The organism is Streptomyces sp. NBC_01551 (assembly GCF_026339935.1).
GTDB lineage: Bacteria > Actinomycetota > Actinomycetes > Streptomycetales > Streptomycetaceae > Streptomyces.
Window position 1 is genome coordinate 2,565,586 of record NZ_JAPEPX010000001.1, and the last position, 14,847, is coordinate 2,580,432.

The 14,847-nt window shown below is 71.7% G+C and carries 14 protein-coding genes; 8 read left to right on the forward strand and 6 right to left on the reverse strand.

The features are described 5' to 3' along the window. Positions 1 to 15: 15 nt before the first annotated feature. From OG982_RS11430 to galU, 4 genes are all read right to left on the reverse strand, one after another. Positions 16 to 516 (reverse strand): molybdenum cofactor biosynthesis protein B, encoded by a 501-nt coding sequence (locus tag OG982_RS11430; protein WP_266792023.1) that lies wholly within the window; start codon positions 514 to 516, stop codon positions 16 to 18. A gap of 92 nt (positions 517 to 608) precedes the next feature. After that, positions 609 to 1,088 carry a cyclic pyranopterin monophosphate synthase MoaC gene (moaC, locus tag OG982_RS11435; protein WP_008741807.1) on the reverse strand — a complete coding sequence of 160 codons (480 nt, stop codon included), beginning with the start codon at positions 1,086 to 1,088 and terminating at the stop codon, positions 609 to 611. Positions 1,089 to 1,161: 73 nt separating this feature from the next. Then, entirely contained in the window at positions 1,162 to 2,541 is a 1,380-nt protein-coding gene (gene glp, locus OG982_RS11440; RefSeq protein ID WP_266948465.1) for a gephyrin-like molybdotransferase Glp, read from the reverse strand. Positions 2,542 to 2,545: 4 nt separating this feature from the next. Then, positions 2,546 to 3,448, reverse strand: coding sequence for a UTP--glucose-1-phosphate uridylyltransferase GalU (gene galU, locus OG982_RS11445; RefSeq protein ID WP_266787717.1), 903 nt, complete (start codon positions 3,446 to 3,448; stop codon positions 2,546 to 2,548). Between the two features lie 94 nt (positions 3,449 to 3,542). Between galU and OG982_RS11450 the strand changes: the two genes are divergently transcribed. Beyond that, positions 3,543 to 4,151: a 5-formyltetrahydrofolate cyclo-ligase gene (locus OG982_RS11450; protein ID WP_266787715.1), complete on the forward strand. Its 609-nt coding sequence runs from the start codon at positions 3,543 to 3,545 to the stop codon at positions 4,149 to 4,151. 29 nt (positions 4,152 to 4,180) lie between these two features. Here OG982_RS11450 and OG982_RS11455 read toward each other — a convergent pair whose 3' ends face one another. Then, positions 4,181 to 7,060: a penicillin acylase family protein gene (locus OG982_RS11455; RefSeq protein WP_266948468.1), complete on the reverse strand. Its 2,880-nt coding sequence runs from the start codon at positions 7,058 to 7,060 to the stop codon at positions 4,181 to 4,183. A gap of 260 nt (positions 7,061 to 7,320) precedes the next feature. Between OG982_RS11455 and OG982_RS11460 the strand changes: the two genes are divergently transcribed. From OG982_RS11460 to mscL, 6 genes are all read left to right on the forward strand, one after another. Continuing rightward, positions 7,321 to 8,799, forward strand: coding sequence for a potassium/proton antiporter (locus tag OG982_RS11460; protein ID WP_266949890.1), 1,479 nt, complete (start codon positions 7,321 to 7,323; stop codon positions 8,797 to 8,799). A 459-nt stretch (positions 8,800 to 9,258) separates the two neighbouring features. Next, positions 9,259 to 10,581, forward strand: a complete 1,323-nt coding sequence (locus tag OG982_RS11465) for an MFS transporter (RefSeq protein WP_266787711.1) — start codon at positions 9,259 to 9,261, stop codon at positions 10,579 to 10,581. 67 nt (positions 10,582 to 10,648) lie between these two features. Further along, the gene (locus OG982_RS11470; RefSeq protein WP_266787709.1) at positions 10,649 to 10,960 is read left to right on the forward strand and encodes an FmdB family zinc ribbon protein; all 312 of its coding nucleotides are present in this window, start codon (positions 10,649 to 10,651) and stop codon (positions 10,958 to 10,960) included. A 90-nt stretch (positions 10,961 to 11,050) separates the two neighbouring features. Then, positions 11,051 to 11,884, forward strand: a complete 834-nt coding sequence (locus tag OG982_RS11475; protein ID WP_266787707.1) for an S-methyl-5'-thioadenosine phosphorylase — start codon at positions 11,051 to 11,053, stop codon at positions 11,882 to 11,884. A gap of 185 nt (positions 11,885 to 12,069) precedes the next feature. Continuing rightward, complete coding sequence (locus OG982_RS11480; protein WP_266787705.1) at positions 12,070 to 12,597, forward strand: hypothetical protein; 528 nt, start codon at positions 12,070 to 12,072, stop codon at positions 12,595 to 12,597. A 138-nt stretch (positions 12,598 to 12,735) separates the two neighbouring features. Next, a complete protein-coding gene (mscL, locus tag OG982_RS11485; protein WP_266948470.1) occupies positions 12,736 to 13,242 on the forward strand; it encodes a large conductance mechanosensitive channel protein MscL in 507 nt (168 codons plus the stop codon). A 1-nt stretch (position 13,243) separates the two neighbouring features. Here the strand turns inward: mscL and OG982_RS11490 are convergent, their stop codons facing one another. Then, entirely contained in the window at positions 13,244 to 13,468 is a 225-nt protein-coding gene (locus OG982_RS11490) for a hypothetical protein (protein ID WP_266787701.1), read from the reverse strand. A 203-nt stretch (positions 13,469 to 13,671) separates the two neighbouring features. Here OG982_RS11490 and OG982_RS11495 point away from each other — a divergent pair, with 203 nt between their 5' ends. Beyond that, positions 13,672 to 14,811 carry a low temperature requirement protein A gene (locus OG982_RS11495; protein WP_266792020.1) on the forward strand — a complete coding sequence of 380 codons (1,140 nt, stop codon included), beginning with the start codon at positions 13,672 to 13,674 and terminating at the stop codon, positions 14,809 to 14,811. The last annotated feature ends 36 nt before the right edge of the window (positions 14,812 to 14,847 follow it).

Below are 14,847 nucleotides of genomic sequence, written 5' to 3' on the forward strand. Positions count from 1 at the left end.
GCCAGGACGGGCCGTTCAGCTCTCGCTCCCGGTCGGTCCGGCCGGTCTGGGGTGGTCGCCGCCCCGGATCTGGTCCACGGCGTGCGCCAGGATCCGGCCCAGCACCGCGAGGCCGTCGCGGACCCCGCCCGTCGAGCCCGGGAGGTTCACGATCAGGGTGTGGCCGGCCACGCCCGCCAGGCCCCGGGACAGCGCCGCCGTCGGCACCTTCGCCAGGCCCTCGGCCCGGATGGCCTGCGGGATCCCCGGGATCTCGTAGTCCAGCACCCGCGCGGTGGCGTCCGGGGTGCGGTCGGTCGGCGAGATGCCGGTGCCGCCGGTGGTGAGGATGACGTCGTACCCGGCGGCCACGCCCTCGCGCAGCGCCTGCTCGACGGGGTCCCCGTCGGGGACGACGCGCGGGCCGTCCACCGTGAAGCCGAGCTTCTCCAGGGCCTCGGCGAGCAGCGGTCCGCCCTTGTCCGCGTACACGCCCCGCGAGGCCCGGTTCGAGGCGGTGACCACGAGCCCGCGCAGCGGCGCACCCGCGACGGCCGGCGGCTCGGTCTCAACGGGGCCGGGGCCGGGGCCGTGACTGTGGCTGTGTGCCTCGCCTGCGCGCGGGGGGTTCACGCGCGGCTCCAGTCGCCGGACTTGCCGCCGGTCTTCTCCTCCACCCGGACGTCCGTGATGACGGCTCCCTTGTCGACGGCCTTCACCATGTCGATCACCGTGAGCCCGGCGACCGCGACGGCCGTCAGCGCCTCCATCTCGACGCCCGTACGGTCGGTCGTCTTGACGGTGGCCAGGATCTCGACGGCGTCGTCGGCGACCGACAGGTCCACCTTCACGCCGGACACGGCCAGCGGGTGGCAGAGCGGGATCAGGTCCGGGGTCTTCTTGGCCCCCATGATCCCGGCGATCCGCGCGGTGGCGAGGGCGTCGCCCTTCGGTACGCCCTCGCCCCGCAGCAGTTCGATCACCCGGGGCGAGACGAGGACGCGCCCGCTGGCTCGCGCCGTCCGGGTGGTGACGTCCTTCGCCGAGACATCGACCATCCGGGCCGCGCCGGCCTCGTCGATGTGCGTCAGCCTGCTGTGCGTGCTCATATTTCGTGCCGCTCCCGCTCCGGGCCCCGCAAGGGCCTGTGTGGTGCAACACGCTACCCGCACCCGCGGTGTCTCAGCCGAGCAGGATCACTTCCAGCTCCGCCCCGGGTTCGGCCGAAGTGACCTCCTCCGGTACGACCATCAGCGAATCCGCGTGCGCCAGCGCCGCGATCAGGTGCGAGCCCGATCCGCCGACCGGGCTGACCGTGCCGCTCTCCGCGTCGTACCTCCCGCGCAGGAACTGGCGGCGGCCCGCCGGGGAGCCCAGCGCCTTGTCCGCCTTCAGCACCGCGCGCACGCTCGGCCGGCTCACGTCGGGCAGGCCCATCAGCGCCCGGATCGCGGGGCGCACGAACAGCTCGAAGGAGACGTACGAGGACACCGGGTTGCCGGGCAGCGCCAGCAGCGGCGTGTGGTCGGGGCCGATGGAGCCGAAGCCCTGCGGCTTGCCGGGCTGCATGGCGAGCTTGCGGAAGTCCACCCCGCCACCGGCGACGTCCTCGTCCGCGGAACCGTCGGAGCCGGCCGAACCGGCCGAGCCGCCCGAACCGGACCCGCCGACGGAGGTCAGGGCCTCCTTGACCACGTCGTAGGCCCCGACGCTGACGCCGCCCGTGGTCACCAGCAGGTCCGCCCGGATCAGCTGGTCCTCGATGGTGGCGCGCAGCGTGTCCGCGTCGTCGGAGACCGCGCCGACCCGGTAGGCGATGGCGCCCGCGTCCCGCGCGGCCGCGGCGAGCGCGAAGCTGTTGGAGTCGTAGATCGTCCCGGAGGTGAGCGGTTCGCCGGGCTGGACCAGCTCGCTGCCGGTGGACAGCACGACCACCCGCGGCCGCGGCCGTACCCGTACGGCGCCCCGCCCGATGGCGGCCAGCAGCGCGATCTGCGGCGGCCCGAGCACCGTGCCCGCCGCCAGGGCCAGGTCACCGGCCTGTACGTCGCTTCCGCGCGAGCGGACGTGCGCCCGCGCCTCGGCCGCGCGGTGCACGCGTACCTCTCCGGCGGCGCCCTCGGGCGCGGCGCTGGCCGGGGTCATCCCGGAGGCGGCGCCGCCGCCCGTACCGCCGTCGGTCCACTCGACCGGGACGACGGCTTCCGCGCCGGGCGGCAGTGGGGCGCCGGTCATGATCCGGGCGGCCTGGCCGGGTCCTACGGTGGGCAGCTCGCCGCTGCCCGCCGCGACGTCCCCGATGACCGTCAGCACCGCCGGGAACTCCTCGCTGGCACCCTGGACGTCGGCCACGCGGACGGCGTACCCGTCCATGGAGCTGTTGTCGAAGGGCGGGAGGGCGACGGGCACGGTGACGTCCTCGACCAGGACGCAGCCCTGGGCGTCGAGCAGCTGGAGCTCGATGGGCTCCAGCGGCCGGATCGCGGCGAGGATGTCCGCGAGGTGCTCGTCCACCGACCACAGACGCTGTCGGCCGGTCTCCTGCGGTGCGGAACTGCTCAAGGTGCTACATCTCCTCCGTGACGTAACGGCGAAGCCAGGTGCGGAACTCCGGGCCCAGGTCCTCACGCTCGCACGCGAGTCGGACGATGGCCCGCAGGTAGTCCCCGCGGTCTCCGGTGTCGTAGCGGCGGCCGCGGAAGACCACGCCGTGCACCGGGCCGCCCACGCTCTCGTCGGCGGCCAGCTTCTGCAGGGCGTCGGTGAGCTGGATCTCCCCACCGCGGCCCGGCTCGGTCTCCCGCAGTATGCCGAAGATCGCGGGGTTGAGGACGTAGCGTCCGATCACCGCGAAATTGCTGGGCGCGTCGGCGGCGTCGGGCTTCTCGACCAGACCCGTCACACGGACGATGTCCGGCTCCTCGGTCGGCTCGACGGCGGCGCAGCCGTAGAGGTGGATGCTGGAGGGGTCCACCTCCATGAGCGCGACGACGGTGCCGCCGGTGCGCGCCTGGAGGTCGACCATGTCGCGCAGCAGCGGGTCGCGGGGGTCGATGAGGTCGTCGCCGAGGAGGACGGCGAACGGCTCGCGGCCGACGTGCGGCTCGGCGCAGAGCACGGCGTGGCCGAGGCCGCGCGGGTCGCCCTGGCGGACGTAGTGCATGGTCGCCAGGTCGCTGGACTCCTGGACCTTCTTGAGCTTGTCGTCGTCACCCTTGGCGATGAGCGCGGACTCCAGCTCGTAGTTCCGGTCGAAGTGGTCCTCGAGGGGCCGCTTGTTACGCCCTGTGATCATGAGCACGTCGTCCAGCCCGGCCGAGACGGCTTCCTCGACCACGTACTGGATCGCCGGCTTGTCGACGACCGGCAGCATTTCCTTGGGCGTCGCCTTGGTCGCCGGGAGGAAGCGAGTGCCGAGGCCCGCGGCCGGGATGACGGCCTTTTTGATCACGGGGTGCGACTGAGTCATGGCAGCACGATAGTGGGTCGTTCAGTACGTCCAGGTGAGATTCGAATGAATAGATCCACTTACACACCCATTCCACAGGAGATTTGAGGCCGTTGTGGTAGCTACTCCACCAAACCCGTCGGAGAAGGCGGCACTGCGCCGGGAACTCCTCGCCGCCCGCCGCGCCTTGGGCCCCGAGCAGTGCCGTACGGCGGCCCGCGCGCTCTCCCGGTCCGCCCTCGGGCTGCCCGAGCTGGCCGGGGCGGGCACGGTCGCCGCGTACGTCTCGATCGGCACCGAACCCGGCACCCGCGAGCTGATCGACGCCCTGCGCGCGGCCGGGAAGCGGGTGCTGCTGCCGGTGCTGCTGCCCGACAACGATCTCGACTGGGCGGGGTACGAGGGCCCCGGCAGCCTGGCCGAGGCCGCGCACCCGGGGAAGATGCGGCTGCTGGAGCCGTCCGGGCCGCGGCTGGGGCCGGACGCGGTGACCGGCGCCGACGCCGTGCTGCTGCCGGGGCTCGCGGTGGACGCGCGCGGGATGCGGCTCGGCCGCGGCGGCGGCTCGTACGACCGGGTGCTGGCGCGGCTGGAGCGGGCCGGGGCGCATCCGGCGCTGGTGGTGCTCCTCTACGACGAAGAGGTGGTCGCGCGGGTCCCGGAGGAACCGCACGACCACCCCGTCCAGGCGGTGGCCACCCCGTCGGGGGTGGTCCGTTTCTGAGGCCTCGGCCCCAGGGCTTCAGCGCGCCGCTACGGCTTCAGCGTCAGGGTGTCGACCGTCGCCTTGTCCACGGCCTCCTTGCCGAAGGGCCACTCCAGCAGCTCGCCCTTGGCCCACATCGTCGTCTGGTCGGTGTAGTGGGAGTGGTACGCGTGACCCGAGGCGCCGGTCAGGTTGATCCAGCGGGACTTGTCCAGGTCGTTGAGGTTCACGACCATCCGCATCGAGGGCACCCAGGTGACGTCGTACCCGCTGGACGCGTTCCAGCCGGTCGCGTTGACGGTGGCCTCGCCGCCGCCCAGGTTCCACGGGCCGCGGTTGAGGAGCCACTGCATGAAGCCGGGGCCCTCGGTGCCGATGGTCTGGTTCTTCAGCGTCAGCTGGTGCAGGCGGCCCCAGGTCCAGGTGGACTGGTCCTTGCCGAGCTTCGCGGTGAGCTCCCAGCGGGCGTCCTTCATGGCCCGGGCGAACAGCTCGTCGCGGGTGGTGGTCGGCTTCTCGTGGATGTTCGGGGCGGGCGACTGCCACCACTGCGACTTCTCGTCCTTGACCAGGCGGCGGACCACCTCGAACCAGCGGTCGCCGCCGTCGGGCTGCGCCGAGTCGGAGTCGCGGGTACCGCACTCGCGGACCGTCTTGGCGAGGTCGTCGACCGGGCCGGACTCGGCCTCCTGGACGTTGCTGCAGCTGCCCTCGACCCTCAGCTCCTTCGGCATCTTGTCGCCGAAGGACAGCTTGAGGATGTTGCGCCAGACCGCGTTGAAGTACGCGGCCGCGGCCGAGTCGGGCTCCTGCGTGTAGTTCCAGCCGTCCAGCAGCTTCTGCGCGGAGCGCACGTCCGGGTCCTTGACCTGGATCTTGGCCAGCATCGGGGTCAGCAGCGCGGCGATCTCGCTGCTGTTGTCCATCTGCATGGTCCGCATGTCGTCGGTCGAGATCTTGCCGTTGTCCTTGATCTTCGCCTCGATGAGGTCGTTGATCCGCTGGCTTCGGGCGCCGTAGCCCCAGTCGGTGGTCAGCGTGTACGGGTACTTGCCGGCGCCGGTGCCGCTCTCGGCGACCGCCTGGTTGGCGGTGACGATGTAGCCGCGGGCCGGGTTGAGGTCGTACGGCATCTCGTCCTGCGGGACGTAGCCGGCGTTGCCGTCCTTGCCGCCCTTCCACGCGTACTTGGGGTCCCAGCCGGGGGCGGGCATCCGGCCGTCACCGGAGGTGCGGATCGGGATGCGGCCCGGGGCCTGGTAGCCGATGTTGCCGGTGGCGCCCTTGTTGTCGGCGTAGATCAGGTTCTGGGACGGGACCTCGAAGTCGCGCGCGGCGGCCCGGAAGCTGTTGAAGTCCTTGGCCCGGTCGAGCTTGAAGACCGCGTCCATCGACTTGCCGGGGTCCAGGGCCGTCCAGCGCAGGGCGACGGCGTAGCCCTCGCCGCGGTCCGGGGCGGAGCTGGCGACGGGGGCGCGCTCGCCGACCGTGCCGAGTTCCTCGCTGCGGTCGGAGACCAGCGGGCCGTTGTTGGTGCTGCGGACCCTGATCGTCTTCTCGCCGCCGCCGGCGATCTTGATGACCTCGTCGCGGACGGTGAAGGGGAGCACCTTGTTGTCGTAGACGTAGCCCTCGGGCTTGACCTGCTCCAGGTAGAGGTCGGTGACGTCGGCGCCGAGGTTGGTCATGCCCCAGGCGATGTCGGCGTTGTGGCCGATGACCACGCCGGGCATGCCGGAGAAGGTGTAGCCGGCCACGTCGTACTGGCACTTTTCGGAGACCGCGCGGCAGTGCAGGCCCATCTGGTACCAGACGGAGGGCAGCTGCGGGGAGAGGTGCGGGTCGTTCGCGAGGAGCGGCTTGCCGGTGGTCGTGTACTTGCCGGAGACGACCCAGGAGTTCGAGCCGATGCCGCTACCGTTGGGGCCGAGGATCGCGGGGATCTTGTCGAGGGTGTCGGCGAGCGCGCTCATCTGGGTGCGCAGGCCGACGGTCGCGCCCTGGGCGCTGGCGTTGCCGGCGAGGCCGGTGTCCGTGCCGGAGCCGGTGCCCGTGCCCGTGCCGGTACCCGTACCCGTGCCGGATCGGTTGCCGGAGCCCGTGCCCTTGCCGTTCGCCGGGTTGTTCGGCGTACCGGAGCCGGTGCCCGCGTCCGCGGCGGCGCCCTGCGGAGTGTACTTGCCGCCGTCGGTCTTGCCGCCCTCGACGATCGGCTTGTTCCGGTCGAACGGGTACGGCGGGTAGAGCTCGTCGATCTGCGCCGGCGTGAGCTTGCCGGACATCAGCGCGCGGTCGATCTCGTCCTGCATGTTGCCGCGCAGGTCCCAGGCCATCGCCTTGAGCCAGGCGACCGAGTCGACCGGGGTCCACTGCTCGGGCCGGTAGTCGCCGCTGATCCCCAGCGCCGCGTGCTCGACGGAGAGGTCCTTGCCGGACTTCCCCTTCAGGTACGCGTTGACCCCGTCGGCGTAGGCCTGCAGGTACTTCTTCGTCTCGGCGGAGAGCTTGGTGTCGTACTCGGCCTGCGCGACCTGTCGCCAGCCCAGCGTGCGCAGGAAGGCGTCGGTCTCCACCTGGCCGGATCCGAACATCTCGGAGAGGCGCCCGGAGGTCATGTGGCGGCGTACGTCCATCTCCCAGAAGCGGTCCTGGGCGTGGACGAAGCCCTGGGCGCGGAAGAGGTCGTCGTCGTTGTCGGCGTAGAGCTGCGGGATTCCGTTGGCGTCGCGCTTGACCTCGACCGTCCCGGTCAGGCCGGGCACCTTGAGGGACCCGGTCGTCTGCGGGTACGAGGCGCGCACGGTGTCCACGCTCCAGTACGCGCCGTAGCCGAGGCCCGCGAAGAGCGCCAGGACCAGCACGAGCACGATCAGACGGGCGCGTCGTCCCTTCTTCTTGACGGAAGGGGCGTTTTCGTTGGCGGGCATCGCTGTCCTTAGAGGGGCAGGGTGGTCCTGGGAGTGCTGGGAGCAACCATAGGCGCAGGACCCGGTTCGTTGATCCGGCAGGGGTGGAGCTGCTGAGGACAGGGCGGATCAGGGGTTTCACAATGTGGTTATCGCGTAAAGAGCGCGTCAAATATTAGGTAAGGTAACGAAGTACTTGCCGAACTTGTCGCCGGGAGGAACGATCCGCCAGGCGCGTTGAGGAGGGCCGCCCGCTGACCGTCCACACGCTCAATGAGCTCCTGCTGGTCTGCTCGCTCGTACTGCTCGTCGCCGTCGCGGCGGTGCGCATCTCCTCACGCAGCGGCCTCCCCAGCCTGCTCATCTACCTCGGCATAGGCATCGCGATAGGCCAGGACGGCATCGGCAACGTCGTCTTCGACAATGCCGAGCTGACGCAGGTCATCGGTTACGCCGCGCTCGTCGTGATCCTCGCCGAGGGCGGTCTGGGCACCAAGTGGAAAGAGATCAAACCGGCCCTGCCCGCCGCGATCGTGCTGTCGCTGGTCGGCGTCGCCGTCAGCGTGAGCGTGACCGCGGCGGGCGCGCACTACCTGGTCGGACTCGAATGGCGCCAGGCCCTGCTGATCGGCGCGGTCGTCTCCTCGACCGACGCCGCGGCCGTCTTCTCCGTCCTGCGCAAGGTGCCGCTGCCGTCGCGGGTGACGGGCGTGCTGGAGGCGGAGTCCGGGTTCAACGACGCCCCGGTGGTCATCCTGGTGGTGGCCTTCGCGACGGTCGGCCCGGTGGACGAGTGGTACGTCCTGATAGGCAAGATCGCGCTGGAGCTGGCGATCGGCATCGCGATCGGCCTGACGGTGGGCTTCCTGGGGGCGTACGGCCTGCGGCACGTGGCGCTGCCCGCCTCCGGCCTCTACCCGATCGCCGTGATGGCGATCGCGGTGACGGCGTACGCGGCCGGCGCGATGGCGCACGGCTCCGGCTTCCTCGCGGTGTACCTGGCGGCGATGGTCCTCGGGAACGCGAAGCTCCCGCACTGGCCGGCGACGCGGGGGTTCGCGGACGGGCTCGGCTGGATCGCCCAGATCGGCATGTTCGTCCTGCTCGGCCTGCTGGTCACCCCGCACGAGCTGGTGAACGACTTCTGGCCGGCGGTGGTCATCGGCCTGGTGCTGACGATGGTGGCGCGGCCGCTGGAGGTCTTCATCAGCCTGCTGCCCTTCCGGCTGCCCTGGCAGGAGCAGGCCCTGATGTCGTGGGCCGGCCTGCGCGGCGCGGTGCCCATCATCCTGGCGACGATCCCGATGGTGTCCGGGATCGAGGGCAGCGACCGGGTCTTCAACATCGTCTTCGTGCTCGTCGTCGTCTACACCCTGGTGCAGGGGCCGACCCTGCCGTGGCTGGCGCGCAAGCTGAACCTGCGCGACACCGACGAGTCCGCCGCCGACCTCGGGATCGAGTCGGCGCCGCTGGAGAAGCTGCGCGGGCACCTGCTGTCCTTCGCCATCCCGCCGGCCTCGCGGATGCACGGCGTCGAGGTGAGCGAGCTTCGGCTGCCGGCCGGGGCCTCGGTCACGCTGGTGGTCCGGGACGGGAAGAGCTTCGTACCGGCGCCTTCGACCGTGCTGCGGCGCGGGGACGAGCTGCTGGTGGTGGCCACGGATCCGGTGCGGGACGCGGCGGAGGCGCGGCTGCGGGCGGTGGCCCGGGGCGGCAAGCTGGCCGGGTGGCTGGGGACGGGCAGCGAGACCTCGCACTGAGCTCGTTCGGGGTCTGATCGAGAGCCCGTCCGGGGGCCCGTTCGGGGGCCTGAACAGGCCTGTGACCAGGCAGGATTGCACCGATTTCCGCTTAGAGCAACGTTCTAATTGGCAATTTCGTTGGCGTGCGGCGCGGTTTGCCCTTGTTTCATGGGGGCCGGAATGCGAAGTTCCAGTTAATCGCAGGTGAAGACACGGATTGTCGTCGGAATCACAGGGCGTGACAGCCGCCTCCCCTGTACGATAAAGGCACAACAGATCGAACCAACTCTGCCTGACGCAGAGCTGGCGCGACCGCAAAGCGGCCGTGGCTCCCTCCCGCAGTGGGTGCCCAGGTATCACTCGGTTCTGCGCAAGAGGACAGCTCTCGGGGCTCCCACATGTACGGGTGCGGCCGCTCACAAAGCGGGACACCGTCCGCAGACGGGGAGTTCTACCAGGCAGCGGAAAGGCAAGGCCGTGACATCCGCGGTCACGACCGAGAACTCCGCCCGCCCCGGCTACGGACAGCTGCTGCGCACCCCCGGTGCCGCCGGCTTCCTGCTCCCCGGCTTCGCCGCCCGGCTTCCCTTCGGAATGCTGACCATCAGCATCCTGCTGCTCGTCCAGCACACCACCGGCTCCTACGGCAGCGCCGGCATCGTCGCCGCCGTCACCGGCATCTCCATGGCGCTGTGCGCCCCCGTGACGGGCATGCTCACCGACCGCTTCGGCCAGAGCGCCGTGCTGGTCCCGGGCGTACTGCTGCACTCCGCCGCCGTGAGCGGCCTCGCCGCCCTGGCACTCGCCGACGCCCCCGTCTGGGCCCTGGCGCTGGCCGCCGTCCCGGCCGGCGCCTCGGTCCCCCAGGTCGGGCCGATGGTGCGGGCCCGCTGGGCCGCCAAGCTGGAGGGCTCCCCGCTGCTGCCGACGGCCGCCGCGTTCGAGTCCGTCACCGACGAGTTCACCTTCGTCGTCGGCCCCGTGCTGGCCACCGCCCTGTGCACCGGCATCCACCCGGCCGCCGGTCTGGTCACCGAGGCCGCGCTGACGCTGCTCGGCGGTCTGGTCTTCGCCGCCCGGCGCGCCAGCCAGCCCAAGCCGCACGCGCAGAGCGCGACCGGTGCGCCGCACGCCTCGGCGCTGTCCTTCCCCGGCCTGCGCGTCCTGATCGTGGCGTTCCTCGGCATCGGCGCCGTCTTCGGCGGCATGCAGGTCTCGCTGGCCGCCTTCACGGCCGAGGCCGGCAATCCCGGCGCGAACGGTCTGCTGTACGGCGTCTTCGCCGCCGGCAACATGATCGCGGGCATCGCCTGCGGCGCCGTCGCCTGGAAGATCGGCCCGCGCCGCCGGCTGCTGCTGGGCTACGTCGGCCTCACCGCCGCCGCGTCCCTGCTGTGGACCGCCGACTCGATGCTGCTGCTGGGCGCGCTCGGCCTGGTCGTCGGCCTGTGCATCGCCCCGGCCCTGATCACCGGCTACACGATGGTCGAGGCACTGATCCCGGCGAACGCCCGCACCGAGGCCTTCACCTGGCTCACCGGTTCGGTCGCCTTCGGGCAGGCCGTCGCGGTGATCGTGGCCGGCCGTCTGACGGACGCGCACGGGGCCTCGTACGGCTTCCTGGTGCCGATGGCGGCGACCGCGCTCGCGCTGGTCACCCTGCTGGCGCTGCGCGCCAAGCTGGCGCCGACGGCCCCGAGCCGGATCGTGAACGCGTCCCCGGGCCAGGTCCACGCCGACGCCTGCGAGCCGGCCGGCGAGCGTGGCATCGGTCACCGAGTGCCGGTGACGGTGGACTGATCGCCCGGAATACGTCACCATGGAACGTCGTTAGCACTCATAGAGTCAGAGTGCCAGGAGGAAATTCGTGCCGACCTACCAGTACCAGTGCACCGAGTGCGGTGAGGGCCTTGAGGCCGTGCAGAAGTTCACCGATGACGCGCTGACCGTGTGCCCGAACTGCGACGGACGCCTGAAGAAGGTGTTCTCCGCGGTCGGCATCGTCTTCAAGGGCTCCGGTTTCTACCGGAACGACAGCCGCGGCGCCTCGTCGAGCAGCACGCCTGCCTCGAAGCCGTCCTCGTCGTCCTCGACGTCGACCGCCGCCCCGGCCGCCGCCGCGTCGTCCTCGACGTCCGGTTCGTCGAGCACCGGCGGCAACTCCAGCTCGGCCGCCTGACCGGCCTGCCGACCCGACTGGCTCTTTCGCCAAGCCCCGCCGCCCCGACCGGGCGGCGGGGCTTCGCGCGTGCCCCGTTAGGGTGGCGCCATGGCGAACGCAGAGATCGGTGTCATCGGCGGCTCGGGCTTCTACTCCTTCCTGGAGGACGTCACCGAGGTCGCGGTGGACACCCCGTACGGCCCCCCGAGCGACTCCCTGTACCTGGGTGAGCTGGCCGGGCGCACGGTGGCCTTCCTGCCCCGGCACGGGCGCGGGCACACCGTGCCGCCGCACAAGATCAACTACCGGGCCAACCTCTGGGCGCTGCGCTCGGTCGGCGTCCGCCAGGTGCTGGGCCCGTGCGCGGTCGGCGGCCTGCGGGCCGAGTACGGCCCGGGCACGCTGCTGATCCCCGACCAGCTGGTCGACCGTACGAAGTCCCGGGCACAGACCTACTTCGACGGGGAGCCGCTGCCCGACGGCAGCGTTCCGAACGTCGTGCACACCGGTTTCGCCGATCCGTACTGCCCCTCGGGGCGCGAGGTCGCGCTGGCCGCGGCGCGCGGGCGGGAGTGGGAGCCGGTGGACGGCGGGACCATGGTCGTCATCGAGGGACCGCGGTTCTCGACGCGCGCCGAGTCGCGCTGGCACGCGGCGGCGGGCTGGTCGGTGGTCGGCATGACCGGGCACCCGGAGGCGATCCTCGCCCGCGAGCTGGGGCTCTGCTACACCTCGATGGCGCTGGTGACCGACCTGGACGCGGGCGCGGAGGTGGGCGAGGGCGTCTCGCACGCCGAGGTCCTGAAGGTGTTCGGGCAGAACATCGGGCGGCTGCGCGAGGTGCTCTTCGACGCGGTGTCGGCGCTGCCGGCGACCGAATCCCGCACCTGCTCGTGCGCCCACGCGCTCGACGGGTGGGACCTGGGCTTCGAGCTGCCGTAGGGGTATCCGGCCGAGCCGGGGCGGTGTCGTACGGGGACGGGACGTAGCTCGCACGGGTGAGCGGGTTGTCCACAGGCTGGGGATCGTCCACAGGCCGGAGCGGGATCCGGCGGGGCGGCGGATCGTGAGGGGTGTCCGGGCGCCGGGTCCGGACACCGGAACTCACACAGCTCGGCGGTGCCGTCATGTCCAGGACCTCGACCTCTCCCTCTCCTTCCCTTTCTTCCCCTTCTACGTGTCCTCCCGCGCGCCCCGTTCCGCTCTTCCCGCCGCTGCGCGTGGGCCGGGGCGGGGACCGGCTGCGGCGGGCCCTGAGGCGCCGGCGGCGGGTCGTGTCGGCCGGGCTGGCCGTCGCGGCGGCCGCCGCGCTGGCCGTCGGCGGGGCACAGGCCCAGGCCTCGCGGGGCGCGGCGCCGCCGGGCGCGAGGCCGCAGCCGCCCGCCGCGGTGCGGCTGGTGTCGGCCCCGGTGCGGATCGCCGACGGGGCGACGGTGCGGCTGCTGCGGCCCGGCGACCGGGTCGACGTGGTGGCGGCCGAGCGCGCCGGACCGCCCCGGGTGGTGGCGGTCGCGGCCCGGGTCGCCGAAGTGCCGCCTCCCGAGCGGGACATCGGTGACGGCGGGGCGCTGGTGGTCCTGTCCGTGCCCCGGGAGACCGCCCGGGCCCTCGTGGGGGCCGGCGCCTCGGCCCGACTGGCGGTGACGCTGTGCTGACGCGACGCGCACCGTATCGAACGGACGCCCTGTCAACTCACCTCGGGACGGCGCCCGATTGGACACGCCGGGCCTTGACTGCCGTAGCTTTCGGAACCGTTGGCTCCGCGTTCGGCAGATACGAAGAGAGGCTCAATTGTGAGCAAGAAGAAGCAGAGCACACTGGCGGGCTTCAAGGCCTTCCTGATGCGTGGCAACGTGATCGACCTCGCGGTGGCCGTGGTCATCGGCGCCGCGTTCACGAACATCGTGAACTCGGTGGTCAAGGGGATCATCGGCCCGCTGGTGGGCGCGGTCGGCACGAAGAACCTGGACGTCTACTCCTCGTGCCTGAAGGACCCTTGCGGCATCGACGCGAAGGGGGAGCCGACGGGCGTCAACATCCTGTGGGGTTCGGTGCTGAACGCGACCCTCACGTTCGTGATCACCGCCGCGGTCGTCTACTTCCTGATGGTCTTGCCCATGTCGAAGTACCTCGCCCGGCAGGAGGAGCGCCGCAAGGCCAAGGAGGGCGTCCAGGAGACCATGGAGATCACCGAGCTGGAGGTCCTCAAGGAGATCCGGGACGCGCTGGTCGCCCAGCGCGGCGCTCCGGGTCCGGCCAACGGCCACGGCCCGGGACAGGGCCGCGACGGGTCGTTCTGACTCAGATGTGGTGCGGCGGCTTCTCGTCGAGGAAGCGGGCCAGGTCGGCGGCGCTTCCGCCGGCGGGCGGCCGTTCGCCCCAGCCGCGGTCGGTGTCGTCCGAGGACTGCTGGTCCAGCGGGTCGTCGAAGATCAGCTTGGGCCGGGGCCTGGGCTGCGGCGCGGCCCCGGGCTTCGGGTCCTGCGGGTCCTGCGGGCCGGAAGCGGGGGCGGGGGCGGTGCTCATGCCTCCAGGGTACGGCCGCCCCCGCCCGCGGCTCCGGTCAGCCGGGGGCCCCGGCGCCCGGGTGGCATCCGGTCCGGTCCCCCGCACCCCATGGGGTACTGGGCCACCGGGCCACTCGGGCCACACCGGCCCCGCGGGCACCGCGCGCCTCGCCTGCCGACCACCGTACGGCTGCTGTCCTGTGCGGTGTGACCTATGTACCGATGACCGCCCGCAGCCGGGAGGAAGGCCACCGGGCCGCGACCCCCCTGGAGCTGTTCTTCGACCTCTGCTTCGTCGTCGCGGTCGCCCAAGCCGGCCGGCAGCTGGTCCACGCCCTCGCGGAGGACCACATCGGCGACGGCATCGCCGGCTACCTGTTCGTGTTCTTCGGCGTCTGGTGGGCCTGGATGAACTTCACCTGGTTCGCCTCCGCCTACGACGTCGACGACGTGCCGTACCGGATCGCGACCCTCGTGCAGATCTCCGGCGTCCTCGTCTACTCGGCCGGGATCCCCCGCGCCTTCAACGACAACGACTGGACCGTCGCCGTCATCGGGTACGTGGTGATGCGTCTGGCGCTGACCACGCAGTGGCTGCGCGCGGCGGCCGGGGAGAGCGGCGCGGCCCGCCGCTGCGCGCTCACCTACGCGATCGGGCTGGTGATCTGCCAGGCGGGCTGGGTGGCCCTGCTCGCGGTGCCCGAGCAGAGCCGCAGGTGGCTGTTCCTGGTGCTGGTGATGGCGGAGCTGCTGGTCCCGGTGATCGCCGAGCGCGGCTACCAGACCCAGTGGCACCCGCACCACATCGCCGAGCGGTACGGCCTGTTCACCATCATCGTGCTCGGCGAGACCATCGCCGCGAGCACGGTCGCCGTCCAGTCCGCCCTCGACGAGCACGAGGCACTGGGCGAGCTGCTGCCCATCGCGGCGGGCGGGCTGCTGATCGTCTTCGCCGCCTGGTGGATCTACTTCGCGGTCCCGGCGCACGACCGCCTGCGGAGCAACCGCGAGGCCATCCCGTGGGGTTACGGGCACTTCGTGATCCTCGCGTCGGCCGCCGCCGTCGGCGCCGGCATCGAGGTGGCGATCGAGCACGCCGTCGGCAAGGCCCATCTCTCCCTGGTGGCCGCCAACCTCAGCGTGATGATCCCGACAGCGCTCTTCCTCGCCTTCGTCTGGCTCCTGCACTCCCGCCACTTCAAGCGGGGAACGGCCCAGCAACTGGTGCTGCCCGTCTCCGCTCTGGCCGTCCTCGCCTGTGCCTGGACCGGACCGCAGGCGGTGCTGTGGGCCGGGCTGGTGGCGGCCGCCACCGTCGCCGTGGGCGTGACCTTGGCAGGCCGGACGCGTTTGGGTGCGTGAGGACGGGGGCTTTGACCCGGCGAACGGAAGAAGAAG

Excerpts from the sequence above, each read along its gene's own strand:
- galU (WP_266787717.1), bottom strand. The coding sequence starts at position 3,448 with ATGACTCAGTCGCACCCCGTGATCAAAAAGGCCGTCATCCCGGCCGCG.
- OG982_RS11495 (WP_266792020.1), top strand. The coding sequence starts at position 13,672 with ATGACCGCCCGCAGCCGGGAGGAAGGCCACCGGGCCGCGACCCCCCTG.
- OG982_RS11475 (WP_266787707.1), top strand. The coding sequence starts at position 11,051 with ATGGCGAACGCAGAGATCGGTGTCATCGGCGGCTCGGGCTTCTACTCC.
- OG982_RS11480 (WP_266787705.1), top strand. The coding sequence starts at position 12,070 with ATGTCCAGGACCTCGACCTCTCCCTCTCCTTCCCTTTCTTCCCCTTCT.
- OG982_RS11455 (WP_266948468.1), bottom strand. The coding sequence starts at position 7,060 with ATGCCCGCCAACGAAAACGCCCCTTCCGTCAAGAAGAAGGGACGACGC.
- OG982_RS11490 (WP_266787701.1), bottom strand. The coding sequence starts at position 13,468 with ATGAGCACCGCCCCCGCCCCCGCTTCCGGCCCGCAGGACCCGCAGGAC.
- moaC (WP_008741807.1), bottom strand. The coding sequence starts at position 1,088 with ATGAGCACGCACAGCAGGCTGACGCACATCGACGAGGCCGGCGCGGCC.